The organism is Actinomadura sp. NPDC048955 (assembly GCF_040649435.1).
Lineage (GTDB): Bacteria > Actinomycetota > Actinomycetes > Streptosporangiales > Streptosporangiaceae > Spirillospora > Spirillospora luteofluorescens.
In genome coordinates this window covers 41,430-63,910 of sequence record NZ_JBEZJI010000012.1, presented here as the reverse complement: position 1 = coordinate 63,910, position 22,481 = coordinate 41,430, and the positions used below count along the sequence as shown (strand labels likewise).

Sequence of the window (22,481 nt, the reverse complement as noted above, 5' to 3'; positions counted from 1 at the left end):
ATCGCTACGGCACCGAGTAGTGCAATATCGCTGGGGGCGCCGTCGCCAGGTTGTAGGGTGGGGAACACGCAGATCTCCGATCTGTGGACTGTGGGACCGCGCCGAGACTGTTTTGGAAGATGGGCCTTGGCGCGGTCCCCACCTTACGACAGACCGCGTGTTCCGAAGTGGGTTTCCATGCTCCGCGGCTGAAGCCAGAAAAACTTTCCAGGTTACTAGAACATGCTAAGTCAGGGTACATTTCGTATGACCCCTGGAAGCAAGGTCGCAGGTCATGCCTGGTCGGCTCTTGGCGCTAAGTACCTGCTCACGTAGATGCAGCTAGCGCTGATCTTGAAATTATGATCTTGAGAAATCTATCTTCGATTGTGTCTTTCAGGCGAGGTCGCCCTTACCATCCAGCATGGCAAATGGGACTTGGCGACAGCTGCCACGACCACCCTCGTCCCACAAGCTCCGGCAGCCTTCCAGTAGGGCAGTGCCGTGGTGGTGCATCGCGGCGTCGAGGATGAGCTGAAGTTTTCCGGTGGTGAAGGACGGCCTCACCGGTGAAGCCGCCGTGGGCCAGCCGGTCGCACTGGACGCCGTGACGGGCGCGATGCGTTGAAGCCACTTGCTCCGGGTCGGCGCAAGGCCCGGCGGTTGCACTGTCGCTCACTACGCCGCCTCCCAGCCGCCTCATCCCGGGGACGACGGACGGCCGAATCCTCGACTGCACAGCGCCCTGAGCGCCTCGCTCAGATTCAGCCCCCAGTGGGACACACTTGCCCAGATCAGATCGTTCCCAGCAACGCACCGTGCCCATGGACGTCGTCCGGGTTCGCATGACCTCGTGGTCGAGGAGGACCGGGTCATTCGGCCTTCCTCGATCACTCTCGGCTATCGGGTGGTTGAGCGGCTGCGGGTTTTGGCTAGGGCCTCGAGGGCGGTTTCGTCGGCGTCGGGGAGGGTGTGTAGGTAGCGCTCTGTGGTGGCGATGGAGGCGTGGCCTAGGCGTTCTTTGACTATCTGGAGGTCGGCGCCGCCGTTGAGGAGCCACGAGGCGTGGGCGTGGCGTAGGTCGCGCATGGTCGGTCTGAAGTCCAGGCCGGCGGCGGCGATGGCTGGGTTCCAGATGTTGCGGCGGAACCAGTCGTTGGGAATGTGGCCGTCTGTCATGCGCGTGCGGAGGGGGCGCGGGTTGTCCTTGCCGTTGGCGCGGCGGGCGGCTCGGTAGAGGGAGAAGGCGCCCCGGCAGTAGTCGCAGCGGCAGCGGCCGGCCGTGTAGCCGCTGAGGGTGCCGTGGTTGTAGGTGCGGCCCTTCTCGTTGGGTTCGGTTCGGCCGAGGGTCTCCGGGTCTGGGATCTCGGTGATGCGGGCGCGGGGCTTGTCCTGGGGTGGCATGTGGAAGAAGAGGTCGTCTCGGGTGAGGCGCGCCTCCCTGATGTGCTCTTCGAGCTTCTCGGTCATTTGGGCGCTGAGCTTGAAGCGGCGGTACTCCTTGTCCTTCGGGTAGTCCTTGACGAGGAAGTGGCCGCCTTTCGGGTGGAACTTCGGGTTCAGCTCCACGACCGTGCGGCTGACCGTGAGGATGCGCGTCTTGAGGTTGAGGTCCCTGGGGCGCAACTCGCTGAGTTCGCCCCAGCGAAGGCCGCTCTCGATCTCGGTTTCGGCGAGGAGGCGGAAGGTGCCTTCGGGGAGGGCGTTGTAGACGTCGTCGAACTGCTCGGGCGTGACGATCTGGAGAGGCTTGCGCGCGATGGGCGGAGACTTCACCCCACGGCAGGGGTGCAGGTAGGTGACCTGGTCGTCCAGTGCCGTGGTGAAGATGGCACTGAGGATGATCTTGTTGCACTGGATGGTCACGGGCTTCATGCCCTGGTTCTTGAGCTTGGCGATCCAGGCTCGGACGTGCTCGGGGAGGATGTCGACCATCCTCATGCCGCCGAACTCCGGCATGAGGTGCTTGTGGATGGCGTAGGTGTAGCCCTCCCTGGTGCTGGCCTCCATCTCGTGGTTCGGGAGCCAGGTGTTCTCGACGTAGTCTCTGAATCGCTGCCTTCCGCGGGCAGGTTCTCCGGTTCTACCTTCCGAGACCTTCACTTCGGCGCGCTGCCATGCCTTGTCCGCTTCTTTCTTGCTCGCAAAGGTTCCGGCAGACCTTCGCTGGCCGCGAATGTCGTCGTAGTAGGCCGTGTAGCGAGGCTTGCCGTCCTTACCTACTCTCTTGCGCGTCTGCCCCATGGGCTTCCCGCCTCCCAGGCTTGATCATCTGACCCTCGTTTGACCCCGGACTGCGAGTTATGGCGTGACCCTGGAGATCACGCGCTGGCAGTCGAACAGGCCATCTACCTGGGATTTTACAGAGATCAAGCTTTATCTGCGAGTCGCAGAAAACGTACAATTCGCCCTTCGGGATGAAGAGGCCGCGGGTTCAGATTCGATTTACCCGGGAGAGTTTCTAGGCCGTCCGGTATTGCATCGTCCACGGCGCGCTAGTTTGAGGTTGGACGGTGTTCGGCCTGGATTGTGGCGAGCTTCGTGTCGGCGTTAGCGTCTGGTCGACCACTCTATTCAGCCGTACCGCTAAAGGTGCTCGCGCGTCCTTCAGTCCCGCTTTGAGAGTGGGAGAAGGGACAGGGGTGTCCAGTCCTTCTTGTCGGCCTATGTTGGCTAACCCCAGCGCCCCGCGCCTGAGATGATGAGGATCATGGAGCTACGCGGGGACAAGGTCGTGTTGCGGTCCGCGGCACGTGGTGATGGTGAGGTTCTCGACAGGATCGTTCGGGAGCCGGAAGTCGCAGCGTGGTGGTCGCCTCCGGAGAGTTACGAGCGCATGCTCGCCGTCGTCGTCGAGGGGGAAGTCGTTGGAGCGATCCAGTTCCACGAGGAGACCAGGGCGGAGTACCGCCACGCCGGGATCGACATCTTCTTGACGGCGCGGCTTCACGGGAAGGGAATCGGTACCGACGCTGTGCGCACGCTGGCCACATGGCTGGTGCGCGAGCGTGGGCATCACCGGCTGGTCATTGATCCCGCTGCGGCCAACGCGGCTGCGATTCGCAGCTATCGCAAGGTCGGGTTCCAGCCTGTGGGGGTCATGCGAGCGTACTGGCTGGACCACCGTACGGGTCTGTGGCAGGACGGCCTACTCATGGATCTGCTCGCCGAGGATCTCAACTGAGGTCGGACGCCCAGGCAGCGGGTGTGAGGTGATGCGGGCTGCACGCATTCTTCGTGTGTGGGGGGTGGGCTGTGCGGCCTTGCCTCGTCCTGTGTTGTGCCAGCGTCTCCCGCGCGCATCTTCCTGTTTCGGTTGGAGAGAGTTGGGCTGCCGGGGCCGGTGCAGTGAGAGTTCGAGTTGTGTGAGGCATGGGGGTGGGAGGCTGGCGGGGCGGACGCTGAACACTTCAGGCTTCAGGTCTGTCGGTCAGGGCCCTGCTGGTCTGGGGCAATAACCGAATATTAGGCGCCCGGGCACAGGCTGACTGACAGGCCGGTGCGGCCAGGTCGGTCTCGGAAGTGGTCGCAGGTTGGCTGTTGCGGGCGCGGTCGCTGCGCGCGCCTCGGGCTTCCCGTCGCTCGTTCATCCTCGTGGCCGCCATCATGGCGGGTGTCGGGGCACCGGCAGGATGGGGCCGTGCCGAAGAATCCGCCGGAATCGATGCAGTACCACCTGCGCCAGCGCCTGAACCACCATGCACTTGACTGCTGGCCTCAGGTGGACGCCATCACGGTCCACTTCCGTCAGGGATTCGCTTATGTGGCAGCCGAGTTGCCCGGAGAAAAGAGGCTGCCGCTATGCCGGCTGCGATATGACGGCGGTCTGCACACCTGGGGCTTCGCTCTGTACCTGGCCGACAGCGAGGTCTATCGTGATCAAATCCTGCCCAGCGGGCTGCCCGTTGGGTCCCCGGAGGAAGCTCTTGACTGCGCAGGCGACCTTTATCTCAGTGCTCTGGCGCCGGTCATCCGGGTGCCGGCAGGACTCGTTGTCCTCGTTGGTCCACCTGCCTCGGGCAAGACCAGCTTCGTCCGGGCACTGATCGAGCGTCGGCAGATCGATGCCGAAGCCGTGGTGTCCAGCGATGCGATTCGCGCAGAGCTTTTCGGGACCTCACCGGTGGAGGCTGAGTCGGATGCGGCGGACGCACTGATCTTCGAGACACGTGACCGCAGAATCATTGCCAGGCTCTCTGCGGGACGCACCGTGGTCGCCGAGTCGACGAACGTCACACCACAGGCACGGGCGCGACTCATCGCCATAGCCAGGCGCTTCAACGTCCCGGTGACCATGCTGCGATTCGACCCGGACGTGACCGGTCTACTTCAGCAGTACACGGAACGAGGCCGTACGGATCTCACCGCTGCGGAGGTGCGTGCCTACGCCGCCGTCATGGCCCGGGACGCCAGTGCCGACCAACTCCGGTCCGAAGGTGCAATGAACGTTTACGATGTTCCTGGACGTCGCCAAGCGATCACGCCCGCCGAAGCCGCCGCGCGTTTCTTCCTTGCCTGACGCGGCCGCAGAGAACATCGGTACAGCCATTTCGCTCCATGGCAACGCTGTCAGCCAATGGCTGGGTGGTCGTGCCAGGCTGTGGCCGTGCTGGGTACCTCGGGCGATGAATCGTCCTTGGTGAGCCTCCGCAGCATCTTGCGTGTTCTGGCATCCAGCGCCCGCGAGTCCCGGACGGGCAGGAACTCCCCCGTGACGCGTGTGCCATCGGACACGGCCCGGACCTGCATGTTCTCACGGGCACGGACTGGTATCGGCTCGACCTCAGCGATGTCCCAGCCGAACCCTGATGGCTCACGTCTGGAGTGCTGCGTCGGCTGTTCATGACAGGCCAGGGCGGGCGTCCAGCCAGGTTTTGCGGGGGCCGTAGGGTGCCGGGGTGGATTGGGTTGAGCGGGTTACGGGGGTCCGCCGGTGGTCGCGGGGCGGGGAGCGGGCGCCGCATAAGCCTCTGTTGTTGCTGTATGCGCTTGGGCACTTTCAGCGGCGCGGCGAGGCGCCGATGTTCTATAGCGAGGTTGAAGAGCATCTCGCCGGGCTGTTGCGGGAATTCGGGCCGCCCCGGAAGACCAGTCCCGCCTATCCCTTCCATTATCTGACCAGCGACGGTTTGTGGGAGGTGCGGACCGCTGACGGCGGTTCCAGTCCTGGGCCCCATGTCGGTGTCCTGCGTTCTCAGGCTGCGCGCGGGCAGCTGAGTGGTGAGTTGGTGGCTGCGTTGCGTCAGGATCCGCGGCTGCTCCCGCAACTGTGCCGCGCCATTCTGGACGTCAACTTCGAACCCTCGTTGCACGACGACATTTGCGCGGCTGCCGGGATCGACCTGGAGTCGGGCGAGGCCGCGGGGGCGGTGGCACCGCGGCGGCGCGACCGTGCCTTCCGCGAGCAAGTCATGGTCGCCTATGAGTACCAATGCGCGTTCTGCGGCTATGACGGCTGGTTGAGCGGGACCGCGGTCGGGCTGGACGCCGCGCATGTCCGGTGGTGGGCTTTCGACGGGCCCGACGACGTCACCAACGGCATCTGCCTGTGCGCGCTGCATCACAAGCTCTTCGACAAGGGCGCGCTCGGCATAAACGACGACCGGCGGGTCACCGTGTCGGCGCACTTCGTCGGGCGTGGTCCGGCCGCCCGCCATCAGGTTCACGCTTTGGCTGGACGCCCGATCAGCATGCCGCAGAGGGCCTTCCCCGATGTGGATGACCAGCACATCGCCTGGCACTGCCGCGAGGTGTTCCGCTCCCCTGCTCGGGCCGCATAAGACGTCTCGGACGTCGGTTGGTTTCGCTGAGCTTGGCGCTTCGGCCGCTGCACGTGCGCGGTCGGCCTCGCGGCGGCGGGGCGGGTCGTCGAGGGTCGTGCCGCGGAGACTGCGGAGGGACGGGCTGCATGCCTCGGGCAAGTGCGGGTAGAGCGGCTTTGACCGTAAACGGCTGAAAGGGCGGGTTTCATGGTTATTGTCGCGATCGTTGGAGTCTGTGCGGTTCTACTGGTTCTGGCGTTCCTGCTGCCGAGGTTGTCGCGGCATCCGCAGCGGGGTACGCAGCGCGCGCTGGGGATGGGGTCCCGGGCGGGTTCTTCGGCTCCGGGCGGGCTCGGGCGGCTGCTGAGCAAGCCGTTCCGCAGCTCCTCGCGTGCCGTCGGCCGCAGCGGGGAGGCCGGACGGCGCGCTCGCAGCCGCTCCCCCTTCTGACCCTGCGTCCGTAGCCGTGACGTCCTTCGCCGCCCGTCTCATCCCATGAGGCGGGCGGCGCCTTTCCGAGGGCGCCCCGTCTGCGCAGCCCGGGCTCGCGGCAAGCGGTCAGGCGGGTCTGAAGTCTCCGGAACCGAAATCTCCTCCAGCTCCTCGACGGCGCCCAGGAGGTTGCGGAGGGCAATCGTCCACCGGTCGAAGGGCCGTTCGGACATCGGGAGTCACGTGATCTCCCCGGCCGGCTCCCCGCCAGCCAACCTGCCCTCCTCCAGGTGTGGCTGGTCGATCCGCATCGACCTGATGGACGCCGTGCGTCCTCGACGTTGACCCGTGGGGTTCGGGGCGGCGGCGTGTGTTTTAGAGACGGCCGGGCCAGCTGTTGTAGTGCACCTTGCCGAGCGTGGCGTCGCCCAGGGGGACGAGGCTGTGCTCCTCCAGGGGCCCGCCGAAGTAATGGGCGTCCGGGTCGGCGACGACTTCGCGCGGGTCGTTCCGGATGGCCAGGGCCTCGCGGAAGAACTCGTCCATGCGGTAGCGGTCCGGGCCCGCGATCTCGGCTCGGCCGTTCAGCGGGGAGGCGGTCGCGACCCTCGCGACCTGCTCCGCGACGTCGTCGGCCGCCATGGGCTGGTAGAAGACCGGGGCCATGTGGACCTTGCCGTCGGTGGTCGCCTCGTCGGCGATGGCCTTCGTGAACTCGAAGAACTGCGTCGCGTGGACGATCGAGTACGGGATCGGCGACTTCTCTATCAGGGTCTCCTGGGCAATCTTCGCGCGGAAGTAGCCGCGCTCCGGCGGGCGCTCGGCGCCCACGATCGACAGGGCGACGTGGTGGCCGACGCCCGCCGTCTCCTCAGCGGCGAGCAGGTTGCCGGTCGAGGTCTCGAAGAAGTTCAGGACGGCGTCGTCCTCGAAGGACGGGGAGTTCGACACGTCGACCACGACCGACGCGCCGGTGAGGACGTCGGCGAGGCCCTCGCCGGTGAGGGTGTTGACGCCGGTGTTCGGGGCCGCGGCGACGGCCTCGTGGCCCTGCGCGGTGAGGTTCGCGATCAGCTTCGACCCGATCAGGCCGGTGCCGCCGATGACGACGATCTTCATGCGACTGCCTTTCGTACGTGTGCGAGATGGTCTTGAAGGCCGCGACTGCCAGGGCTGCCGGGCGCCGTGCGCCTGCCCGGACGCGCCTCCCTCCGGCTTCACGTCCACTGTCGGCGGACGAGCCCTGGAGGGGGCCAGGGGTCGGTCCTGGCCTGGTCACTGGGGTTCCCCGGGGAAGGCACCGGCAAGCGCCGGCGGGGGGACGGCGAGGTCCCGCGACGGTGATCGGTGTCGTGCGGACGAAGGCCGGTGATTTCGCCGATGCCCGCCTGGACGGCGCGGGTCAGACTCCGGGGCGTTGGCTGTCCCACCCCTGGAGGTTCCATGAGAAGGGTTCTCGGTTCCCTCGTCGCGTTGTTCGCGGCGCTGGCGGCGTTCGGAGTCGGCCTCGCGCCGGCGCAGGCGGCAGGGCCGCGGCCCGTGGTGTTCGTGCACGGGTACACCGGCAACGCGTCCAACTGGGTCACCGCCATGGCGGTGTTCCGCGCCGCGGGCTACAGCAGCGACCAGCTGTTCGCCTACGAGTACAACTCCTACGGCGACAACAAGCAGAACGCGGCGGGGCTCGCGTCGTACGTGAACCAGGTGAAGTCGCGGACCGGCGCCTCGCAGGTCGACATCGTCAACCACTCCATGGGCGGTCTGGTCAGCCAGTACTACCTGAAGGTGCTGAACGGGAACCCGAACGTCGCGCACCTGGCGTCGATCGCGGGCGCCAACCACGGGACGACCTACGCCACCGCCTGCACGATCTACGAGACGTGCCGGCAGATGCTGCCCGGGTCGACGTTCATCCAGCAGATCAGCGCGGGGGACGAGACGCCCGGCAGCACGCAGTACGCCACCTGGTACTCGGCGTGCGACGGCATCATCATCCCCTACACCAGCACGCGGCTGGACGGCGCGAACAATCACAACGTCGTGTGCCAGACCCACATCGGCTACCTGACCGACACGGTGGTCCTCGGCGCGATCGCCCAGTTCACGAAGAGCTGATCCGACGCTGGACAAAGCGGGCGGGAGGGACGACCTCCCGCCCGTTCCGTTTAGCTCCGCGGAGGCCGGCGCACAAATCCGGGGTGGAAGGCCGAAGCCGAGGGGGAGCAAAGCTCACCAGGAAGCCCGTGGTCGCTGGTCTGGCCTGCCTGGGGCTGGTCGCCTGTCACGCGTCGGCCACGGGCAGCGAGCCGCCGGCCGCGCGAAGCGTCGGCTCCGCCGGGGCGGGACGGCTCAGCGGAAAGGTGATCGTGATCGATCCCGGGCACAACGGCGGGAACGCGGCCCATCCGGAAGTGATCAACAAGCCGGTCTGGGTCGGGAACGGCCGCAAGGCCTGCAACACGACCGGCACCGCCACCGCGGACGGCTACGCCGAGCACGCCTTCACCTGGGACGTCTCGAACCGGCTGGCGAAGATGCTGCGGGCCAGGGGCGCCGAGGTGACGTTGACGCGCGGCGGCGACTCCGGCGTGGGGCCGTGCGTCACGGAGCGGGCGGCGATCGGGAACCGCGCGCACGCCGACGCGGCGCTGTCGATCCACGGCGACGGGGCGGCGGCGTCCAAGCACGGGTTCCACGTCATCCTGCCCCTGCCGGTGGGCAGGAACAAGGGGATCGTCGCCCCCTCCGCCCGGCTGGGAGAGGCGATCCGTGACGCCTACAGGTCGGGGACCGGCATGCCCTACGCCGACTATCTCGGCAAGGACGGCCTCGACCGGCGGGACGACCTCGGTGGGCTGAACATGTCCACGGTGCCGGCCGTGTTCATCGAATGCGGGAACATGAAGAACACGGGTGACGCGGCCAAGATGTCCAGTGCCGCGTTCAGGCAGCTCATGGCCGAGTCCCTGGCGGAGGGCTTCGAGAACTACCTCCGCTGAGTTTGCCCGTTGCTGGGATTGTCCGGGACGCCTCCGGCTAGGTCAGTCACAACGAGGCACACCGGACGAACGGACGATCGCCATGAACCGCAGGCGTGGACGGAGCGCGTCGCCGCCCAACTGGGAACTCCTGGTGGGGCTGGTCGCGACCGGTTTCATCATCTACGTGTGGGTGTGGGCGGCGACGCAGGGCGGCCCTCCGTTCTGGTAGCCGCAGGGGGCCGCCCCCACGTCCCCTAGCGGTCCAGGAGCGCCCTGAGGGATTTCGCCACCTCCGCTGGTGCCTCCTCCGCCATGAAGTGGCCGCACGTGACGGTCTCATGCTGGAGGTCGGCCGCCCAGGCGCCCCACAGCGCGACGGCGTCGTAGCCGAGGGCGGCGCCCCAGTCCTGCTGCAGGACGGTGACGGGCATCCGCAGGCGGTTGCCCGCGGCACGGTCGGCCTTGTCGTGGTCGACGTCGACGCCGGCGGACGCGCGGTAGTCCGCGACGATCGACGGGACGGCGGCGCGGCAGGCGTCCAGGTAGGCGGCGCGGACGTCGGGCGGGATCGCGGACGGGTCGTTCGTCCACACGTCGAGGAAGTGGCCGAAGAAGGCGTCCGACGCCCCGGCGATCAGCTGCTCGGGGAGGCCGGGCGGCTGCGCCATCAGGTACAGGTGGAAGCCGACGGCGGCCGACGCGCCGTGCATGACGTCCCACATGTCCAGGGTCGGCAGGACGTCCAGGCAGGCCAGGTGGGTGATCGTGCCGGGGTGGTCGAGGCCTGCGCGGAACGCGACGAGCGCGCCGCGGTCGTGCCCGGCGAGGGCGAAGCGGTCGTGGCCGAGGGCGCGGGCGAGGGCGACGGTGTCGGCGGCCATGGTCCGCTTGGAGTAGCCGTCGGACGGTTTGTCGCTCTCGCCGTAGCCGCGCAGGTCCGGGACGATGACCGTGTGGTCGGCGGCGAGGTCGCGGGCGACGTGCCGCCACATCAGGTGGGTCTGCGGGAAGCCGTGCAGCAGGACGATCGGGGAGCCCGATCCGCCGACCGCCGCGTTGAGGGAAACGCCCTCGGCGACGGGGACGCGCTGGTAGTCGAAATCGCTGATCGTTGGCATGCGTCCAGGCTGCCGGGCGCGGATGAGCATCCGATGAGCGCGCTATACCGTGGTGGCGTGGAGGTCCTGTTCGGGGTGCTGGGGCCGGTGACCGCCTGGGACGGGTCCGGGAACGCGATCGCCCTGAAGGGGCCGCGGCACCGCGCCGTCCTCGCCCGCCTGGTCGTCGCGCGCGGGCGGGTGGTGCCGGTGTCCCGGATCGTGGACGATCTGTGGACCGATCCGCCGTCGGACGCGGTCGGGGCCGTCCGCACCTTCGTGGCGGCCCTGCGGCGCGTCCTCGAACCGGACCGTCCGCCGCGGACGCCGCCCCGGCTGCTGGTCACCGAGGGTCCGGGCTACGCGCTGCGCGCCGGGCCCGACGCCGTGGACGCCTGGCGTTTCGAGCGGGCCGTGACGTCGGACGGCCCGCCGGCCGAGCTGGCCGCCGCGCTGGACGAGGCGCTGGGCTGGTGGCGCGGACCCGCCTACGCCGAGTTCGCCGACGAGCCGTGGGCGCGGGCGGAGCACTCCCGGCTGGCCGAGCTGCGGTTGCGCGCCGTCGAGCGGAAGGCCGAGGCGCGGCTGGCGCAGGGTCTGGCCGCCGAGGCGATTCCGGACCTGGACGCGCATGTCACCGACCATCCCTGGCGCGAGGACGCTTGGCGCCTGCTGGCCCTCGCCTTGTATCGGACCGGGCGTCAGGGGGACGCTCTGGCGGTCCTCCAGAGGGCGCGCAAGCTTCTGGTCGAGGAACTGGGGCTTGACCCGAGTCCGGCTATGCGCCGCCTGGAGGAGGACATCCTCCGCCAGGCCGATCACCTGGAACCCGCGCGGGACGCGGCTTCGCGTGTGTGGGCGCAGGCGGCCGAGGCGTACGACCGCACCGTGGCGTCCGGCGCTCGGGTCCGGCTGGAGTCGACGGTCGGGCTCCTGCGGAGCCTCGCGGTGACCGGCGCCGGGGGCCTGGAGGCGGCCCGCGAGCAGCGCCTGGCGGTGATCACGGCGGCCGAGGAGCTGGGCGACGCGGAGCTGACCGCCCGGGTGATCGGTGCGTTCGACGTCCCGGCGATCTGGACCCGGTCGGACGATCCGCGCCAGGCGGCCGGGGTGGTGGCGGCGGCCGAGCGCGCCCTCGCCCGGCTGCCGCACGGGCACGGGGCCGCGCGGGCCCGCCTGCTGGCCACGGTCGCGCTGGAGTCGCGCGGCACGCGCGGCGACCGCGGGCGCGAGGCGGCGCGGGACGCGGTCCGGACGGCCCGCGAGCTGGACGATCCGGCTCTTCTGGCGTTCGCGCTGAACGGCGCGTTCATGCAGGCGTTCGACCGGGCGGGGCTGGCCCCGCGGCGGGACGGGATCGGCGCGGAGCTGGTGGACCTGGCGGTGCGGGGCGACCTGTCGAGCTACGAGGTGCTCGGACACCTCATCCGGCTCCAGGCCCGCAGTGCGCTCGGCGACTTCGGCGAGGCCGACCGGCACGCGGCCGCCGCCGATGGCCTGGCCGAGCGGCACGAGCGTCCTCTTGTCGGCGTCTTCACGACCTGGTACCGGGCTCTGCGGGTCGCCGCGTCCGGCACGGCGTCGTTCGAGGAGGCGGAAAAGGCCTACCGGGACGCCGCCGCGCGCATGCAGGGCTGCGGTATGCCCGGTCTGGAAAGCGGCTTGCTGCCGCTCGCCCTCCTTTGCCTGCGCGTCCAGCACCGGCGCCCCGCTCAGACCGAGCCGGCCGACTGGGGGCCGTACCTGCCCTGGGCCCGTCCCCTGGTGCTTCTGGCGCGCGGGTGTGCGCCGGGCGAGGCCGCCGCAGCGTTGCGGGACGTCCCAGAACCGCCGCGGGACCTGCTGTTCGAAGCCCTGTGGTGCCTCACCGCGCAGGCCGCCATCGCCGTGGGCGACCAAGCGGCGATGCGGCGCGCGCATGACTCACTCGTCCCTGCCGCGGGCGAGCTCGCCGGCGCGCAGAGCGGCCTGCTCACGCTGGGCCCGGTCTCCCGCCACCTGGACGATCTCGCCACCGCTCTCACCGCTTGACTCAGTGGTCTCTCTGGGCGTCGCCAGCAGGGGTTTACCTGGCGCAGACCTTCCCCTGTCCCCCGCCGGGTAGGGCGCCAGCGAGAGCGGGTGAGAGGAGAAAGGCGTCGTGACGGACGTTGCGAGCATGGGGCCACAGCCGGGGGACGAGCGTCCGGTACTGACCAACCGGCAGGGCCACCCGGTGTACGACAACCAGAACCAGCGGACGGTCGGCTCTCGTGGGCCGGCCACACTGGAGAACTACCAATTCCTTGAGAAAATCAGCCATTTCGACCGGGAGCGCATCCCGGAGCGGGTCGTCCACGCGCGGGGTGTGACGGCGTACGGTTTCTTCGAGGCGTACGGCAAATGGGGCGACGAGCCGATCACGGCGTACACCCGCGCCAAGCTGTTCCAGGGGGAGGGCAAGCGCACGCCCATCGCGCTGCGGTTCTCCACGGTCATCGGCGGGCGGGACTCTGCGGAGACGGCGCGGGACCCGCGCGGGTTCGCCATCAAGTTCTACACCGAGGACGGCAACTGGGACCTCGTCGGCAACAACCTGGCGGTCTTCTTCATCCGGGACGCCATCAAGTTCCCCGACGTCATCCACGCCCTCAAGCCCGATCCGGTGACGTTCCGGCAGGAGCCCGCGCGCATCTTCGACTTCATGTCGCAGACGCCTGAGTCGATGCACATGCTCGTCAACCTGTTCAGCCCGCGCGGCATCCCGGCCGACTACCGGCACATGCAGGGCTTCGGCGTGAACACCTACAAGTGGGTGAACCAGGCGGGCGAGACCAAGCTCGTGAAGTACCACTGGATGCCGAAGCAGGGCGTGCGCAGCATGACGGCGGACGACGCTGCGGCGGTGCAGGCCGACGACCTCGGGCACGCGACGAGGGACCTGCACGAGGCCATCGACCGGGGGGAGTTCCCGGAATGGGAGCTGGTCGTCCAGGTGATGGACGACCACGAGCATCCGGAACTGGGCTTCGATCCCCTCGACGACACGAAGGTGTGGCCGGAGAACGACTTCCCGCCGAAGCCGGTCGGTCGGATCGTCCTCGACCGGAACGTCGAGGACAACTTCGCCGAGAACGAGCAGATCTCGTTCGGTACCGGCGTCCTGGTCGACGGTCTGGACTTCTCCGACGACAAGATGCTCGTCGGGCGGACGTTCTCCTACAGCGACACCCAGCGCCATCGGGTCGGCCCGAACTACCTCCAGCTGCCCGTGAACCGGGCCAAGGGCGCCCATGTGCGGACGAACCAGCGCGACGGGCAGATGGCGTACCACGTGGACGCCGGGGGCTCGAACCCCCACGTGAACTACGAGCCGTCCATCACCGGGGGCCTGCGCGAGGGCGAGTACCCGACGCACGACGAGCAGGGCCCGGAGATCACGGGGCGGCTCACCCGCAAGCGCATCGCCCGCGCGAATGACTACGAGCAGGCCGGCCAGCGCTACCTGCTCATGGAGGAGTGGGAGCGCGACGATCTGGTGCACAACTTCGTCGAGCTGATCTCGGAGTGCGCGCGGCCCGTCCAGGAGCGCATGGTGTGGCACTTCCTGCTCGTGGAGGACGATCTCGGGCTGCGCGTCGGCCGGGGGCTCGGCATCTCCGCCGACGACGTCAGGCACCACGGGCCGCTGCCCGGGCAGGACCTCACCGACGAGGACCAGCAGCGGCTGAAGAACCTCGGCCAGAACGGTTCGCGGGACGTCGACGGCCTGAAGATGACGCACTGCGTGCCGAACGAGAGGGCCGTCCGGCGGCGCTAGTTCTCCGAGACGAGGGTGGGGAGGCGGCGCGTCCCGTCGCGCCGCCCGGCCCGGTGGTGGCCCTCGACGGCGGCCTGGACGATGCGGCCCTCGGCGCTGAACGCCTGCTCCATGACCGTGATGTACTCGGCCGTGGGCGGGTAGAGGCGGGCGGCGGCGCCGGCCGTCCGGCGGATGAGGACGCGGGCGCCGGTGCGCAGCGCCGACTCGAAGTGGCGGACGTCCTGCCCCGCGCGGGCCTCGCTGGCGCCGAGTGCGCGGAACGCGTCGAGCACGGTGCCGGTCTCGCGGGCGCCGGTGTAGGCGGCGAGGGCGTCCCGGACGAGGGCGAGGATCTCGCGCGGCCTCAGGTGCGTGTAGGCGGGGACGCGCTCGGCGATCTCACCCGCGACCTCGGCGGTGATCTCGTCGAGGCGGTCGGTGAGGAACTGGTCCAGAGTGGGCTGCATGGCGCGTCCCCTCTCGTTGCTCGTTCCCGGGCGGAAACCGGGAGCGTCGGCCGAGAGCACACCGATCCAGGCGGATGCGGTGCCCTTATGTTACCGGCGCGTAGGTCAGCTGCGCTGCCCCCTTTTCCGAAATGTCGTTAAGCGGGGTTGGCGGCCCGGCCCTCCGTGACCAGAAGGACGACCGTCTCCCCGTGCCCGGGCGCGAGGAGCGGACGGCGGTCCGGCGTCAGCGCAGCGCGGACCCCGGCGAGGGAGGCGGCGCCGCACGGCCCCGCCGGGACGCCGAGGGCGTCCAGGTCACGCGCTGCGCGAGCCGCGGACGCGTCGGTGACCGCTACGGCGGCGTCCAGGCCGGCTCGTAGGACGGGCCATGCCAGAGACGACGGGGTCGCGCAGTTCAGTCCGGCCATGGTGGTCGGCCCTGTCTCCACGGTCAGCGGCTCGTCCCGGTGGAGGCTGGCCAAGACGCAGGGCGCCGCATCGGGTTCGACGGACAGCAACGTGGGCGCGGACCGTCCAGATCGGTAGTGAGTCACAGCCGCCTGGGCCAGCGACCCCACTCCGACTGGAATCGCCACAAGGCCCGGGGGAGCCGCCCCCATCGCCGCGAGTTGTCCGTCCAGCTCGGTGAAGAGGGAGGAGTAACCCTCGACTATCCATTGCGGCACGCGTTCGTAGCCGGGCCACGCCGTGTCCTGGACGAGCAGCGCCGACGGGTCGGACGCCGCGGCCTCGGAAGCGGCCCGCACCGCCTCGTCGTAGGACGCCGGTATCTCGGTCACGGCCGCGCCCTCCGCTTTGATCGCGACCACGGCCTCGGCATGGACGCCGTACGGGACGTAGACGTCCGCCGGCAGCCCCAGAAGCCGCGCCATCGCCGCGACCGCGCGCCCGTGGTTGCCGTCCGTCGCCGTGACGAGCCGGGCGTCCGGCCGCAGGGACCGCAGCCCCGCGAGGGACGTCGCGGCGGGCGCGAGGCCCAGACGGTCGCAGAGCGCCCGGTGGACGCCCCACGAGGCACCGAGGATCTTGAAAGCGGGCAGCCCGAGGCGCGCCGACTCGTCCTTGGCGAAGAGCCGCCGGACCCCCAGTTCAGCCGCCAGCGACGGCAGTTCCACGAGCGGCGTCGGCGCGTGGCCGGGGAGCGTCCGATGGAAGGCGGCGACATCGCGCGGCGCGGGCGGGCACGTCCAGTCACGCGCGGCCGGACGGGCGAACCAGGACGAGCGGGCGAGCGAGGCGGAGGCCGTGACCATGGCGAACACCGTCCCGCATCCGCTTCCAATCGGACCAGCACATGTTTCCGAGCGATAATCATCAGCTCAACCGATGAAAGGAGCGGCCATGCTGGACCTGCACCGGCTCCGGCTCCTGCGCGAGCTGAAGCATCGGGGGACGCTCGCCGCCGTCGCCGAGGCCCTCTCCTACAGCCCGTCCTCGATCTCGCAGCAGCTGTCCGTCCTGGAAAAGGAGGCCGGGGTACCGCTGCTGGAGCCGGTGGGGCGCCGCGTCCGGCTGACCGCGCAGGCCGAGATCCTCGTCGCGCACACCGAAGCCGTGCTGGAGCGCCTCGAACAGGCGGAGGCCGACCTCGCCGCGTCCCTGCACGGCATCACGGGCGTGCTGCGGGTCGCCGCGTTCCAGACGGCCGCGCTCGCGCTCGTCCCGGACGCGCTCAGCGCCCTGCGCGACGCCCATCCGCGGCTCCGGATCGAGGTCACGCAGCGGGAGCCGGAGAGCGCCCTGCCCGCCCTGCTCGCGCGCGACTTCGACCTTGTGATCACCGAGGAGTACCCGGGCGACCCGAGCCCCCGCCCGGCGGGCGTCGACCACGCGGAGCTCGGCACGGACGAGATCCGCCTCGCGCTCCCGCCGCGGTCGCCGGGCGCGGCCCTGCCCGACCTGGCGGGGAGCCCGTGGGTGATGGAGCCGGAGGGGACGGCGTCGCGGCGGTGGGCGACGCGGCTGTGCCGGGAGGCCGGGTTCGAGCCGGACGTGCGGTTCGAGTCGACCGACCTGCTGCTGCATCTGCGGCTGGTCGAGCGCGGCCATGCCGCCGCGCTGCTGCCGGGCCTGGTGTGGCAGGACGGCCCGCCCGCCGTCCCGGTCGTCGCTCTGCCGGAAGGGCACCGCACGCGGCGCCTGTTCACGGCGTCCCGCCGGGGAGGCGGCTCCCACCCGGCCGTCCACGCCTTCCGCGAAGCCCTCGCAGACGCCTTCGTGCACCGCCCCTAGGGCCGGATCAGGGGCGACCCGGGGGGAAACTCCACCGTGAATCGGGGTTTTCCCCTATGGCGATGAATCAGGGCGAGAGGCAGAGTCGTATTCAGCAGAAGGGTGACGAGGAAGTCTCCCGCAGGAAGAAGGCAGTCCGATGTCGACCACGCCGAGCTTCACCTCGATGAACGCTTCCGACCTCGCCGAGATCCTGTTCACCTCCCCGCTGCAGGAATCCGACCGTCCCTCCGCCGAGCAGGTCCGCGCCGCGATCCACGTCCGGTTCGGGGCCTGCGGCGGGGACAGCGCCGCGTGCGCCGCCGCCGTCGCCCAGGAGGCCGGCGACCACCCGGAGACCTTTCTGGCGCGGATGCGCTGGGCGCTCACCACCGTGTACGCGGCCTACCCCGACCTGACCACCGCCGCCTGATCCGGGAGGGATCATGCGTTCACCGTTCGCCGACCGCCGCGAGGACATCCTCCCCCGCTCGCTCGCCGACCTGCTCGCCGCCGAGACGCCCCGCGCCGGCGAGACTCCCCGCGCCGGCGACGAGGCGCCCCGGCGCCGGCGGCCCCGCCCCATGACCGTCCGCCGCGTCACCTCGTCCCCGTAATGGGGCCGGGGCCGAGCCGGACGGGGCCTAGGGCCCTGAAAAGCGGGACCCGCATTCTTCTAGCGTTTTCTCACCTGGGAAAACAAGCGGAAGGGCGGGTTTCATGAGGCGACGAGTTGTGGCCATCGCGGCGAGCGGTGCGGTATGCGGTGCCGTGACGGCCGGGCTGATGTACACGGCCGGCTCCGATGGGCAGGAGCAGGCGGTGAGGCGCTCCTCCGAGACCACGATCACGGCCGGGTCAGGGACGCAGGCCCAGAACGGAACGTCCTCCCGGACCACGACCGCGAAGAGGAAATGCACCATGCGCACCTGGCGCCCGGCCATTTCCGGGAATGGCGCGAACGCCAAGGTCGTCGGCTACGGCAGCATCGACTGCGACAAGCCCGGATACACCACCTTCGAAGTGATGCTCTGCAAGCACAAGGCGCTCGGCGCCTGGTCGTGCACGCGCAACAAGACGCAGAGTTCGTACGTCACCAAGAAGTGGGGGACGTACTTCCAGCTCAAGGTGTCGATCCCCTGCAAGCAGGCCCCCGGCTGGGAGACCTACCGGACCGAAGCCGTCGACCACGTCCTTCAAAGCTGGGAGATGCACCAGGAGAAGAGCGAGGAGACGCGGCTCCACTGCCCCGGCTGAGGCGTCCAGAGCGCCACGAGCGGCGCGGCCGCCCCGGCCGGTTCACCCGGCCGGGGCGGCCTCGTCCGCCGGGCCGTCTCGGCGAACGGCCCGCGGGGTCAGTGGCGTGACTTGGTCTTCTTGACCGTCTTGTGCTTCGAGGACTTCTTCTTGTGGCCTCCGCCGTCCGACTCCCACTCGTACCCGGGGGTGTTGTTCTTGCAGAAGCGGTCGCTGACCTTCGTGTCGGTCGCGTCGTGCTCGCACCACCGGTCCTGACCGCAGGCGGTCAGCCCGAACGCGGCGACCAGACCGGCGAGCGCGAGGGCCGCGGAACGGGTCTTCAGCATCTTTCGCCTTTCTCTGGGGCAGGGGGCGTCGGCGTCGACGGGGGATCTGACGTGCGCGGCCGCGCCGGCGTTCCGCCGCCGCACGATACGGGACGTGGCCGGGACCGGCCGCGAACTATGCTGGCCGCCGTGAGCGAAGAGCCGACGGAGGAACAGGGCGGCCGTACCGGCGCCGACGCCCGCGAGTACCGCATCGGCGAACTCGCCAAGGCCGCGGGGGTCCCGGTGCGGACCCTGCGGTACTACCAGGAGCGCAAGCTGCTGCCGCCGCCCCGCCGCGAGGGGCGCATCGGCCTGTACTCCGAGGACCACCTGGCCCGCCTCCGCATGATCGGGAGCCTGCTGGACCGCGGGCACACCCTGGAGGGCATCCGCGAGCTGCTGGCCGCCTGGGAGCAGGGCCGCGACATCGGCACCGTCCTCGGCGTCGAGAAGGCGGTCACGACCCCGTGGTCGAACGAGGTCCCGGTGACGATGACGCTGGACGAGCTCGCCGCACTGTTCCCCGGCGAGGTCGGCCCGCGGGCCGTCGAACGGGCCGTCGCGCTCGGCCACATCGAGGTGGACGGCGACCGCGTCACCCACTGGAGCCGGCGCCAGCTCGACGCGACGGTGACGCTGGTGCGGGCCGGGGTGCCGCTGGACGCCGTGCTCGCGGCCGGCCAGGAGCTCCAGCGCAGCATGGACGACCTCGCCGCGATGTTCGTCCGGTTGATCACGACGCATGTCGTCGGGCCCCTGGACGAGGCGGTCGACGACCGGAGTCTCGGGTCCCTCACCGAGACCGTCGCCCGGCTGCGCCCGGGCGCGCAGGTCACGGTCGAGGCCGGGTTCGCGCGGGCGATGGACCGGCAGATCCGCGCCGCGATCGACGAGCTGCTCGGCCGCCTGGCCACTCCCTGAGCCGTCCTTTGCCGAAGCACGGCCGGCGGATGCCCCGCCCGGGCTTTCATGATCATTAGTTTGGCCGGATGGCACGATCCCTCGCCGCGCTCGCGCTCGCGGCCGCGCTGCTGCCGTCCGCCGCTCCCGCCCGGGCCGCGGCCCCGGACGGCCCCTGCTCGTCGTCCCGGCACCCGAAGGCCGCCGACCGGCTCGGCGCGCGGATCAGGCAGGCGCTGCGCGGTCGCGCCGGGACCGAGTCGGTCGCCGTGTACGACCGCCGGCGCGGCATCCGCTGCGCGCTCGCCGCCGGGCGGCACTACGACTCGGCGAGCGTCGTCAAGGTCACGGTCCTGGGAGCGCTGCTGCGCCAGGCGGCCGACGAGGACCGCCCGCTGACCGGCACCGAGAGGATCCGGGCCCGCCGGATGATCATCCGCTCGGACAACCGCGCGACCTCCGCTCTGTGGCGTTCGGTGGGTCGCGCCCGCATCGCGAGCTTCCTCGACCTTGCGGGGATGACGCACACCGAACTGGACCCCGGCGGCCGCTGGGGGCTGACCCAGATCACCGCGCACGACGAGATCGAGCTGCTGGACCGGCTCACCTCGCCGAGCGCGCTCCTGCCCGCCAGGTCCCGCGCGTACGCGTTGAAGCTGATGCACGAGGTCGTCCCGGCGCAACGGTGGGGGACCCCCGCCGGACGTCCCGCCGGCGTCGTCTGGCACGTGAAGAACGGCTGGCTGCCACGCCCGGGGAGGCACTGGCGCGTCCACAGCATCGGCGGTTTCGACGGGCACGGCGATCACGGGCACGGCGAGAACTACATGATCGTGGTCCTCACGCGGGACACCCCGTCCATGGCCTACGGGATCGACACCATCGAACGCGTGGCCCGCACCGTCCACCGCGAGCTGGCCAGGACGAGTCTCCCGAAGTCGCTCGGCCGACCCCGGAAGGCCTCTCTCACCTGACCGGCGCCTACGCGGGAGGCCGCGGCCCCGCGTCCCGGCGCTCGCCGGGGCCCTGTTCCAAGGCGGCCTCATAGGCGCGTAGTGCGGTGATGACCGTTGCGCGTTCGGTGGGGGCGAGATCGCGCATGACGCGCTCCCAGGCGGAGGCGCTGCCGGAGAGCCATTCGGCGATCGGCGCGGCGAAGGCGGGGGCGATGGCGACGATGCGGCGGCGGCGGTCGGCGGGGTCGGCGGTGCGCTCCAGGACGCCCGGCCGCGACAGGTCGCTCACCATGAGGCTGACGGTCGTCGGGGCGACCTCCAGCCGGGCGGCGAGTTCGTTGACGCTCGCCGGACCGTCGTACTCCAGATGGGCCAGCAGCGCGAGATGGCGAGGCGCCAGGTCGAGGCCCCGCAGCGCCGGGGGGATGGGCAGGCGCTTGGCGCGGCCGACGATCCGCGGCATGAGCAGCAGCAGGATGCGGACGGCCTCGTCGACGGCCGGACCGCCCGGTTCGGTGGACATCGGCACCCTCCACAAGTACCTTTGCAGTCAAAGCCTTTGAGGCCAAAGAGAACGGGGACCACTGTGCCGCATCTGACCGCCCACCTTCCAGAAGACAAGCTGGCGGGCCGCGAATCCGAGCTCATCACCGCGCTGACCGAGGCCATCGTCGGCGTCTACGGCGAATGGGCCCGCGAGCTGGCGAGCATCCACCTGTCCGGCGTCCCCGCCGGCCGCCTCGCGCAGGGCGGCCGGGCCGTGGACACGAACATCTCGCTGGTCATGGGCGTCCGGGCCGCCGCCTTCGACCGTCCCGACGCCGCCGAGATCACCGCGAGCCTGGCCGCCGCCCTCACCGACGCGATCACCGCCGTCCTCGGCGAGGACCTGCGCCCCGGCACCACGGTGGAACTCGTGGCGTCCCCCCAGGAACGCACCTTCGTGGCCGGCGTCCCCGCGCCCTGACGGGCGCAGGCCGCATGATCATCAATGTCGGCGATCCGGAGACACCGCGGGAACGGGTCACTACGGTCCCTTTCTGACCGGAAACCCATTTCTGCGAAGGGAACGCCGTGGCCGCAGGCGGGGATGACGTCGTCACGCTGGACGTCGCGACGGGAAGCGAACTCGGGCTGTCCGAGGCCGACCTCACGCTTCTCACCGAGACCGGGCTGCTCAAGGACGCGGGCGGCTACTTCTGCGCGGACATCCCCGACGGGCCGCTCGGGCTGTTCACCGTCCTCCCGCTGAACGAGGACAACCGGGCCCTGATCCTCGGCGGAACCGGCCCCGACGGCGACATGCTGTACTTCCTCGACGTGCGGCAGGGATTCGTCGTGCTGTTCTCCCCGGGGGACGGCGACGAGGAGCCCCAGTTCGAGATCGTGAACAGGACGCTGCGGTCCTTCGCCGAGTTCGTGGGCCGGCTGGGCGCGTACGTGTACTCGCCCTGGTCGGAGCGGCCCGCGGACGACAAGGCCCGCCTCGCGGAGATCGCCGCCGACCTGGAGGAGCTCGACCCCGAGGCGTTCGACCACCCGCACTGCTGGTGGGCGATGGCGGTCGCCCGCCTCCGCCGGGAGGCGGCACGGCGGGAGAGGGCCCACGCGCCCGCCGAGTCGCACAGCGAGTCCTTCGACCGGGCCCTCGACCGGCTGGAGGAGAGGGGGTGGCGGCACGTCACGGGCAAGGAGTTCGCCTCCGCGACCGGCGAGTACGGACTGCTGACCCTGCCGGAGGACTTCTCGGACGCGTTCTCGACCGAGGGCGCCCTGCTCCGGGACGTCGACGTCCGCTGGCGCGGCGGCCTCCCGTCGGAGATCCAGTCGGTCTTCGCCCTGGAGGGGCTCGTGATTCACGTCCCCGAGGACGAGCCGGAGGACGATGACGACTACGAAGCCGCGATGGAACGGCTCATGGCGGCGGTCAACGACACCGAGGGACCGGACGAGGGCACGGTGACCTGCCCGGTTCCCGCGGAGACCTCCGATCTGTGCCGGATCATGCGGGCGTTCGAAGACCTGACCGGGAAGGGGTACGTCGCCGAGCCCGCCCTCTGGCCCACCACGTCGGGCTGCTGGCAGCGCGTCGCCGAGCGGACCCAGGACGCGGAGTCGCCCAAGGCCGTCTTCTGGAACACGCAGAGCCATGACGACGCCTTCGACACCAGAGGCGACCTGGTCGGCGAACTGTTCCTCGGCTGGGCGGGCGACCGCGAGGAGATCGCCGCGGCCCTCGCGGAGACGGGACTCGTGGTGAAGACCCCGGGAGGCAAGGGGACGACCTTCATCCTCGGCCCCGCCAAGCGCCCGACCTGATCTCCCGGGGCTCGGCGATACTGGG

At 70.1% G+C, this 22,481-nt stretch carries 24 protein-coding genes; 17 read left to right on the top strand and 7 right to left on the bottom strand.

Annotation, left to right across the window (positions count from 1 at the left end; genetic code table 11):
- Window positions 1-879: 879 nt before the first annotated feature.
- Window positions 880-2,223: a tyrosine-type recombinase/integrase gene (locus AB0C84_RS14775; RefSeq protein ID WP_361065644.1), complete on the bottom strand. Its 1,344-nt coding sequence runs from the start codon at window positions 2,221-2,223 to the stop codon at window positions 880-882.
- Between the two features lie 466 nt (window positions 2,224-2,689).
- On the opposite strand from AB0C84_RS14775, the gene aac(6') reads away from it, so the two are divergent.
- The 4 genes from aac(6') (at window position 2,690) to AB0C84_RS14755 (ending at window position 6,191) form a co-directional block, all read left to right on the top strand.
- Window positions 2,690-3,163: an aminoglycoside 6'-N-acetyltransferase gene (gene aac(6') / locus AB0C84_RS14770; protein WP_361065641.1), complete on the top strand. Its 474-nt coding sequence runs from the start codon at window positions 2,690-2,692 to the stop codon at window positions 3,161-3,163.
- A gap of 456 nt (window positions 3,164-3,619) precedes the next feature.
- On the top strand, window positions 3,620-4,498 hold the full coding sequence (locus AB0C84_RS14765) for an ATP-binding protein (protein WP_361065638.1): 879 nt from the start codon (window positions 3,620-3,622) through the stop codon (window positions 4,496-4,498).
- 379 nt (window positions 4,499-4,877) lie between these two features.
- The gene (locus AB0C84_RS14760) at window positions 4,878-5,759 is read left to right on the top strand and encodes a phosphorothioated DNA-binding restriction endonuclease (protein ID WP_361065635.1); all 882 of its coding nucleotides are present in this window, start codon (window positions 4,878-4,880) and stop codon (window positions 5,757-5,759) included.
- Window positions 5,760-5,948: 189 nt separating this feature from the next.
- The gene (locus tag AB0C84_RS14755; protein WP_361065632.1) at window positions 5,949-6,191 is read left to right on the top strand and encodes a DUF6411 family protein; all 243 of its coding nucleotides are present in this window, start codon (window positions 5,949-5,951) and stop codon (window positions 6,189-6,191) included.
- 357 nt (window positions 6,192-6,548) lie between these two features.
- Here AB0C84_RS14755 and AB0C84_RS14750 read toward each other — a convergent pair whose 3' ends face one another.
- Complete coding sequence (locus AB0C84_RS14750; protein WP_361065629.1) at window positions 6,549-7,292, bottom strand: SDR family oxidoreductase; 744 nt, start codon at window positions 7,290-7,292, stop codon at window positions 6,549-6,551.
- Between the two features lie 324 nt (window positions 7,293-7,616).
- Here AB0C84_RS14750 and AB0C84_RS14745 point away from each other — a divergent pair, with 324 nt between their 5' ends.
- The 3 genes from AB0C84_RS14745 to AB0C84_RS14735 all read left to right on the top strand — a co-directional run bounded on the left by AB0C84_RS14745 (window position 7,617) and on the right by AB0C84_RS14735 (window position 9,383).
- Window positions 7,617-8,288, top strand: coding sequence for an alpha/beta fold hydrolase (locus AB0C84_RS14745; RefSeq protein WP_361065626.1), 672 nt, complete (start codon window positions 7,617-7,619; stop codon window positions 8,286-8,288).
- Between the two features lie 128 nt (window positions 8,289-8,416).
- On the top strand, window positions 8,417-9,172 hold the full coding sequence (locus AB0C84_RS14740) for an N-acetylmuramoyl-L-alanine amidase (RefSeq protein ID WP_361065623.1): 756 nt from the start codon (window positions 8,417-8,419) through the stop codon (window positions 9,170-9,172).
- Between the two features lie 82 nt (window positions 9,173-9,254).
- Window positions 9,255-9,383, top strand: coding sequence for a hypothetical protein (locus AB0C84_RS14735; protein ID WP_258941995.1), 129 nt, complete (start codon window positions 9,255-9,257; stop codon window positions 9,381-9,383).
- 25 nt (window positions 9,384-9,408) lie between these two features.
- On the opposite strand, the gene AB0C84_RS14730 is transcribed toward AB0C84_RS14735, so the two are convergent.
- Window positions 9,409-10,272 carry an alpha/beta hydrolase gene (locus tag AB0C84_RS14730; RefSeq protein WP_361065620.1) on the bottom strand — a complete coding sequence of 288 codons (864 nt, stop codon included), beginning with the start codon at window positions 10,270-10,272 and terminating at the stop codon, window positions 9,409-9,411.
- 33 nt (window positions 10,273-10,305) lie between these two features.
- Here AB0C84_RS14730 and AB0C84_RS14725 point away from each other — a divergent pair, with 33 nt between their 5' ends.
- Window positions 10,306-12,282 carry a BTAD domain-containing putative transcriptional regulator gene (locus tag AB0C84_RS14725; protein ID WP_361065617.1) on the top strand — a complete coding sequence of 659 codons (1,977 nt, stop codon included), beginning with the start codon at window positions 10,306-10,308 and terminating at the stop codon, window positions 12,280-12,282.
- A gap of 109 nt (window positions 12,283-12,391) precedes the next feature.
- Entirely contained in the window at window positions 12,392-14,050 is a 1,659-nt protein-coding gene (locus AB0C84_RS14720; protein ID WP_361065614.1) for a catalase, read from the top strand.
- Here the strand turns inward: AB0C84_RS14720 and AB0C84_RS14715 are convergent.
- Window positions 14,047-14,499 carry a hypothetical protein gene (locus tag AB0C84_RS14715; RefSeq protein WP_258941999.1) on the bottom strand — a complete coding sequence of 151 codons (453 nt, stop codon included), beginning with the start codon at window positions 14,497-14,499 and terminating at the stop codon, window positions 14,047-14,049. The genes AB0C84_RS14720 and AB0C84_RS14715 overlap by 4 nt on opposite strands.
- Window positions 14,500-14,636: 137 nt before the next feature.
- On the bottom strand, window positions 14,637-15,755 hold the full coding sequence (locus AB0C84_RS14710) for a pyridoxal-phosphate dependent enzyme (RefSeq protein ID WP_361065610.1): 1,119 nt from the start codon (window positions 15,753-15,755) through the stop codon (window positions 14,637-14,639).
- Between the two features lie 88 nt (window positions 15,756-15,843).
- On the opposite strand from AB0C84_RS14710, the gene AB0C84_RS14705 reads away from it, so the two are divergent.
- The 4 genes from AB0C84_RS14705 to AB0C84_RS14690 all read left to right on the top strand — a co-directional run bounded on the left by AB0C84_RS14705 (window position 15,844) and on the right by AB0C84_RS14690 (window position 17,970).
- Window positions 15,844-16,734, top strand: a complete 891-nt coding sequence (locus AB0C84_RS14705) for a LysR family transcriptional regulator (protein ID WP_361065607.1) — start codon at window positions 15,844-15,846, stop codon at window positions 16,732-16,734.
- A 139-nt stretch (window positions 16,735-16,873) separates the two neighbouring features.
- Window positions 16,874-17,146: a hypothetical protein gene (locus AB0C84_RS14700; RefSeq protein ID WP_339155858.1), complete on the top strand. Its 273-nt coding sequence runs from the start codon at window positions 16,874-16,876 to the stop codon at window positions 17,144-17,146.
- A 13-nt stretch (window positions 17,147-17,159) separates the two neighbouring features.
- Window positions 17,160-17,330 carry a hypothetical protein gene (locus AB0C84_RS14695; protein ID WP_361065603.1) on the top strand — a complete coding sequence of 57 codons (171 nt, stop codon included), beginning with the start codon at window positions 17,160-17,162 and terminating at the stop codon, window positions 17,328-17,330.
- A 103-nt stretch (window positions 17,331-17,433) separates the two neighbouring features.
- Window positions 17,434-17,970, top strand: a complete 537-nt coding sequence (locus AB0C84_RS14690) for a hypothetical protein (protein ID WP_361065600.1) — start codon at window positions 17,434-17,436, stop codon at window positions 17,968-17,970.
- A gap of 98 nt (window positions 17,971-18,068) precedes the next feature.
- Here the strand turns inward: AB0C84_RS14690 and AB0C84_RS14685 are convergent, their stop codons facing one another.
- A complete protein-coding gene (locus tag AB0C84_RS14685; RefSeq protein ID WP_361065597.1) occupies window positions 18,069-18,299 on the bottom strand; it encodes a hypothetical protein in 231 nt (76 codons plus the stop codon).
- Window positions 18,300-18,428: 129 nt separating this feature from the next.
- Between AB0C84_RS14685 and AB0C84_RS14680 the strand changes: the two genes are divergently transcribed.
- Both AB0C84_RS14680 and AB0C84_RS14675 read left to right on the top strand, forming a co-directional pair.
- On the top strand, window positions 18,429-19,202 hold the full coding sequence (locus tag AB0C84_RS14680) for a MerR family transcriptional regulator (protein ID WP_258942005.1): 774 nt from the start codon (window positions 18,429-18,431) through the stop codon (window positions 19,200-19,202).
- 68 nt (window positions 19,203-19,270) lie between these two features.
- Window positions 19,271-20,155: a serine hydrolase gene (locus tag AB0C84_RS14675; RefSeq protein WP_361065593.1), complete on the top strand. Its 885-nt coding sequence runs from the start codon at window positions 19,271-19,273 to the stop codon at window positions 20,153-20,155.
- Between the two features lie 7 nt (window positions 20,156-20,162).
- On the opposite strand, the gene AB0C84_RS14670 is transcribed toward AB0C84_RS14675, so the two are convergent.
- Window positions 20,163-20,660 carry a helix-turn-helix domain-containing protein gene (locus AB0C84_RS14670; protein ID WP_361065590.1) on the bottom strand — a complete coding sequence of 166 codons (498 nt, stop codon included), beginning with the start codon at window positions 20,658-20,660 and terminating at the stop codon, window positions 20,163-20,165.
- 63 nt (window positions 20,661-20,723) lie between these two features.
- Between AB0C84_RS14670 and AB0C84_RS14665 the strand changes: the two genes are divergently transcribed.
- Together AB0C84_RS14665 and AB0C84_RS14660 are read left to right on the top strand one after the other, a co-directional pair.
- Entirely contained in the window at window positions 20,724-21,104 is a 381-nt protein-coding gene (locus tag AB0C84_RS14665) for a hypothetical protein (RefSeq protein WP_361065587.1), read from the top strand.
- Window positions 21,105-21,211: 107 nt separating this feature from the next.
- A complete protein-coding gene (locus tag AB0C84_RS14660) occupies window positions 21,212-22,456 on the top strand; it encodes an SUKH-4 family immunity protein (RefSeq protein ID WP_361065584.1) in 1,245 nt (414 codons plus the stop codon).
- The last annotated feature ends 25 nt before the right edge of the window (window positions 22,457-22,481 follow it).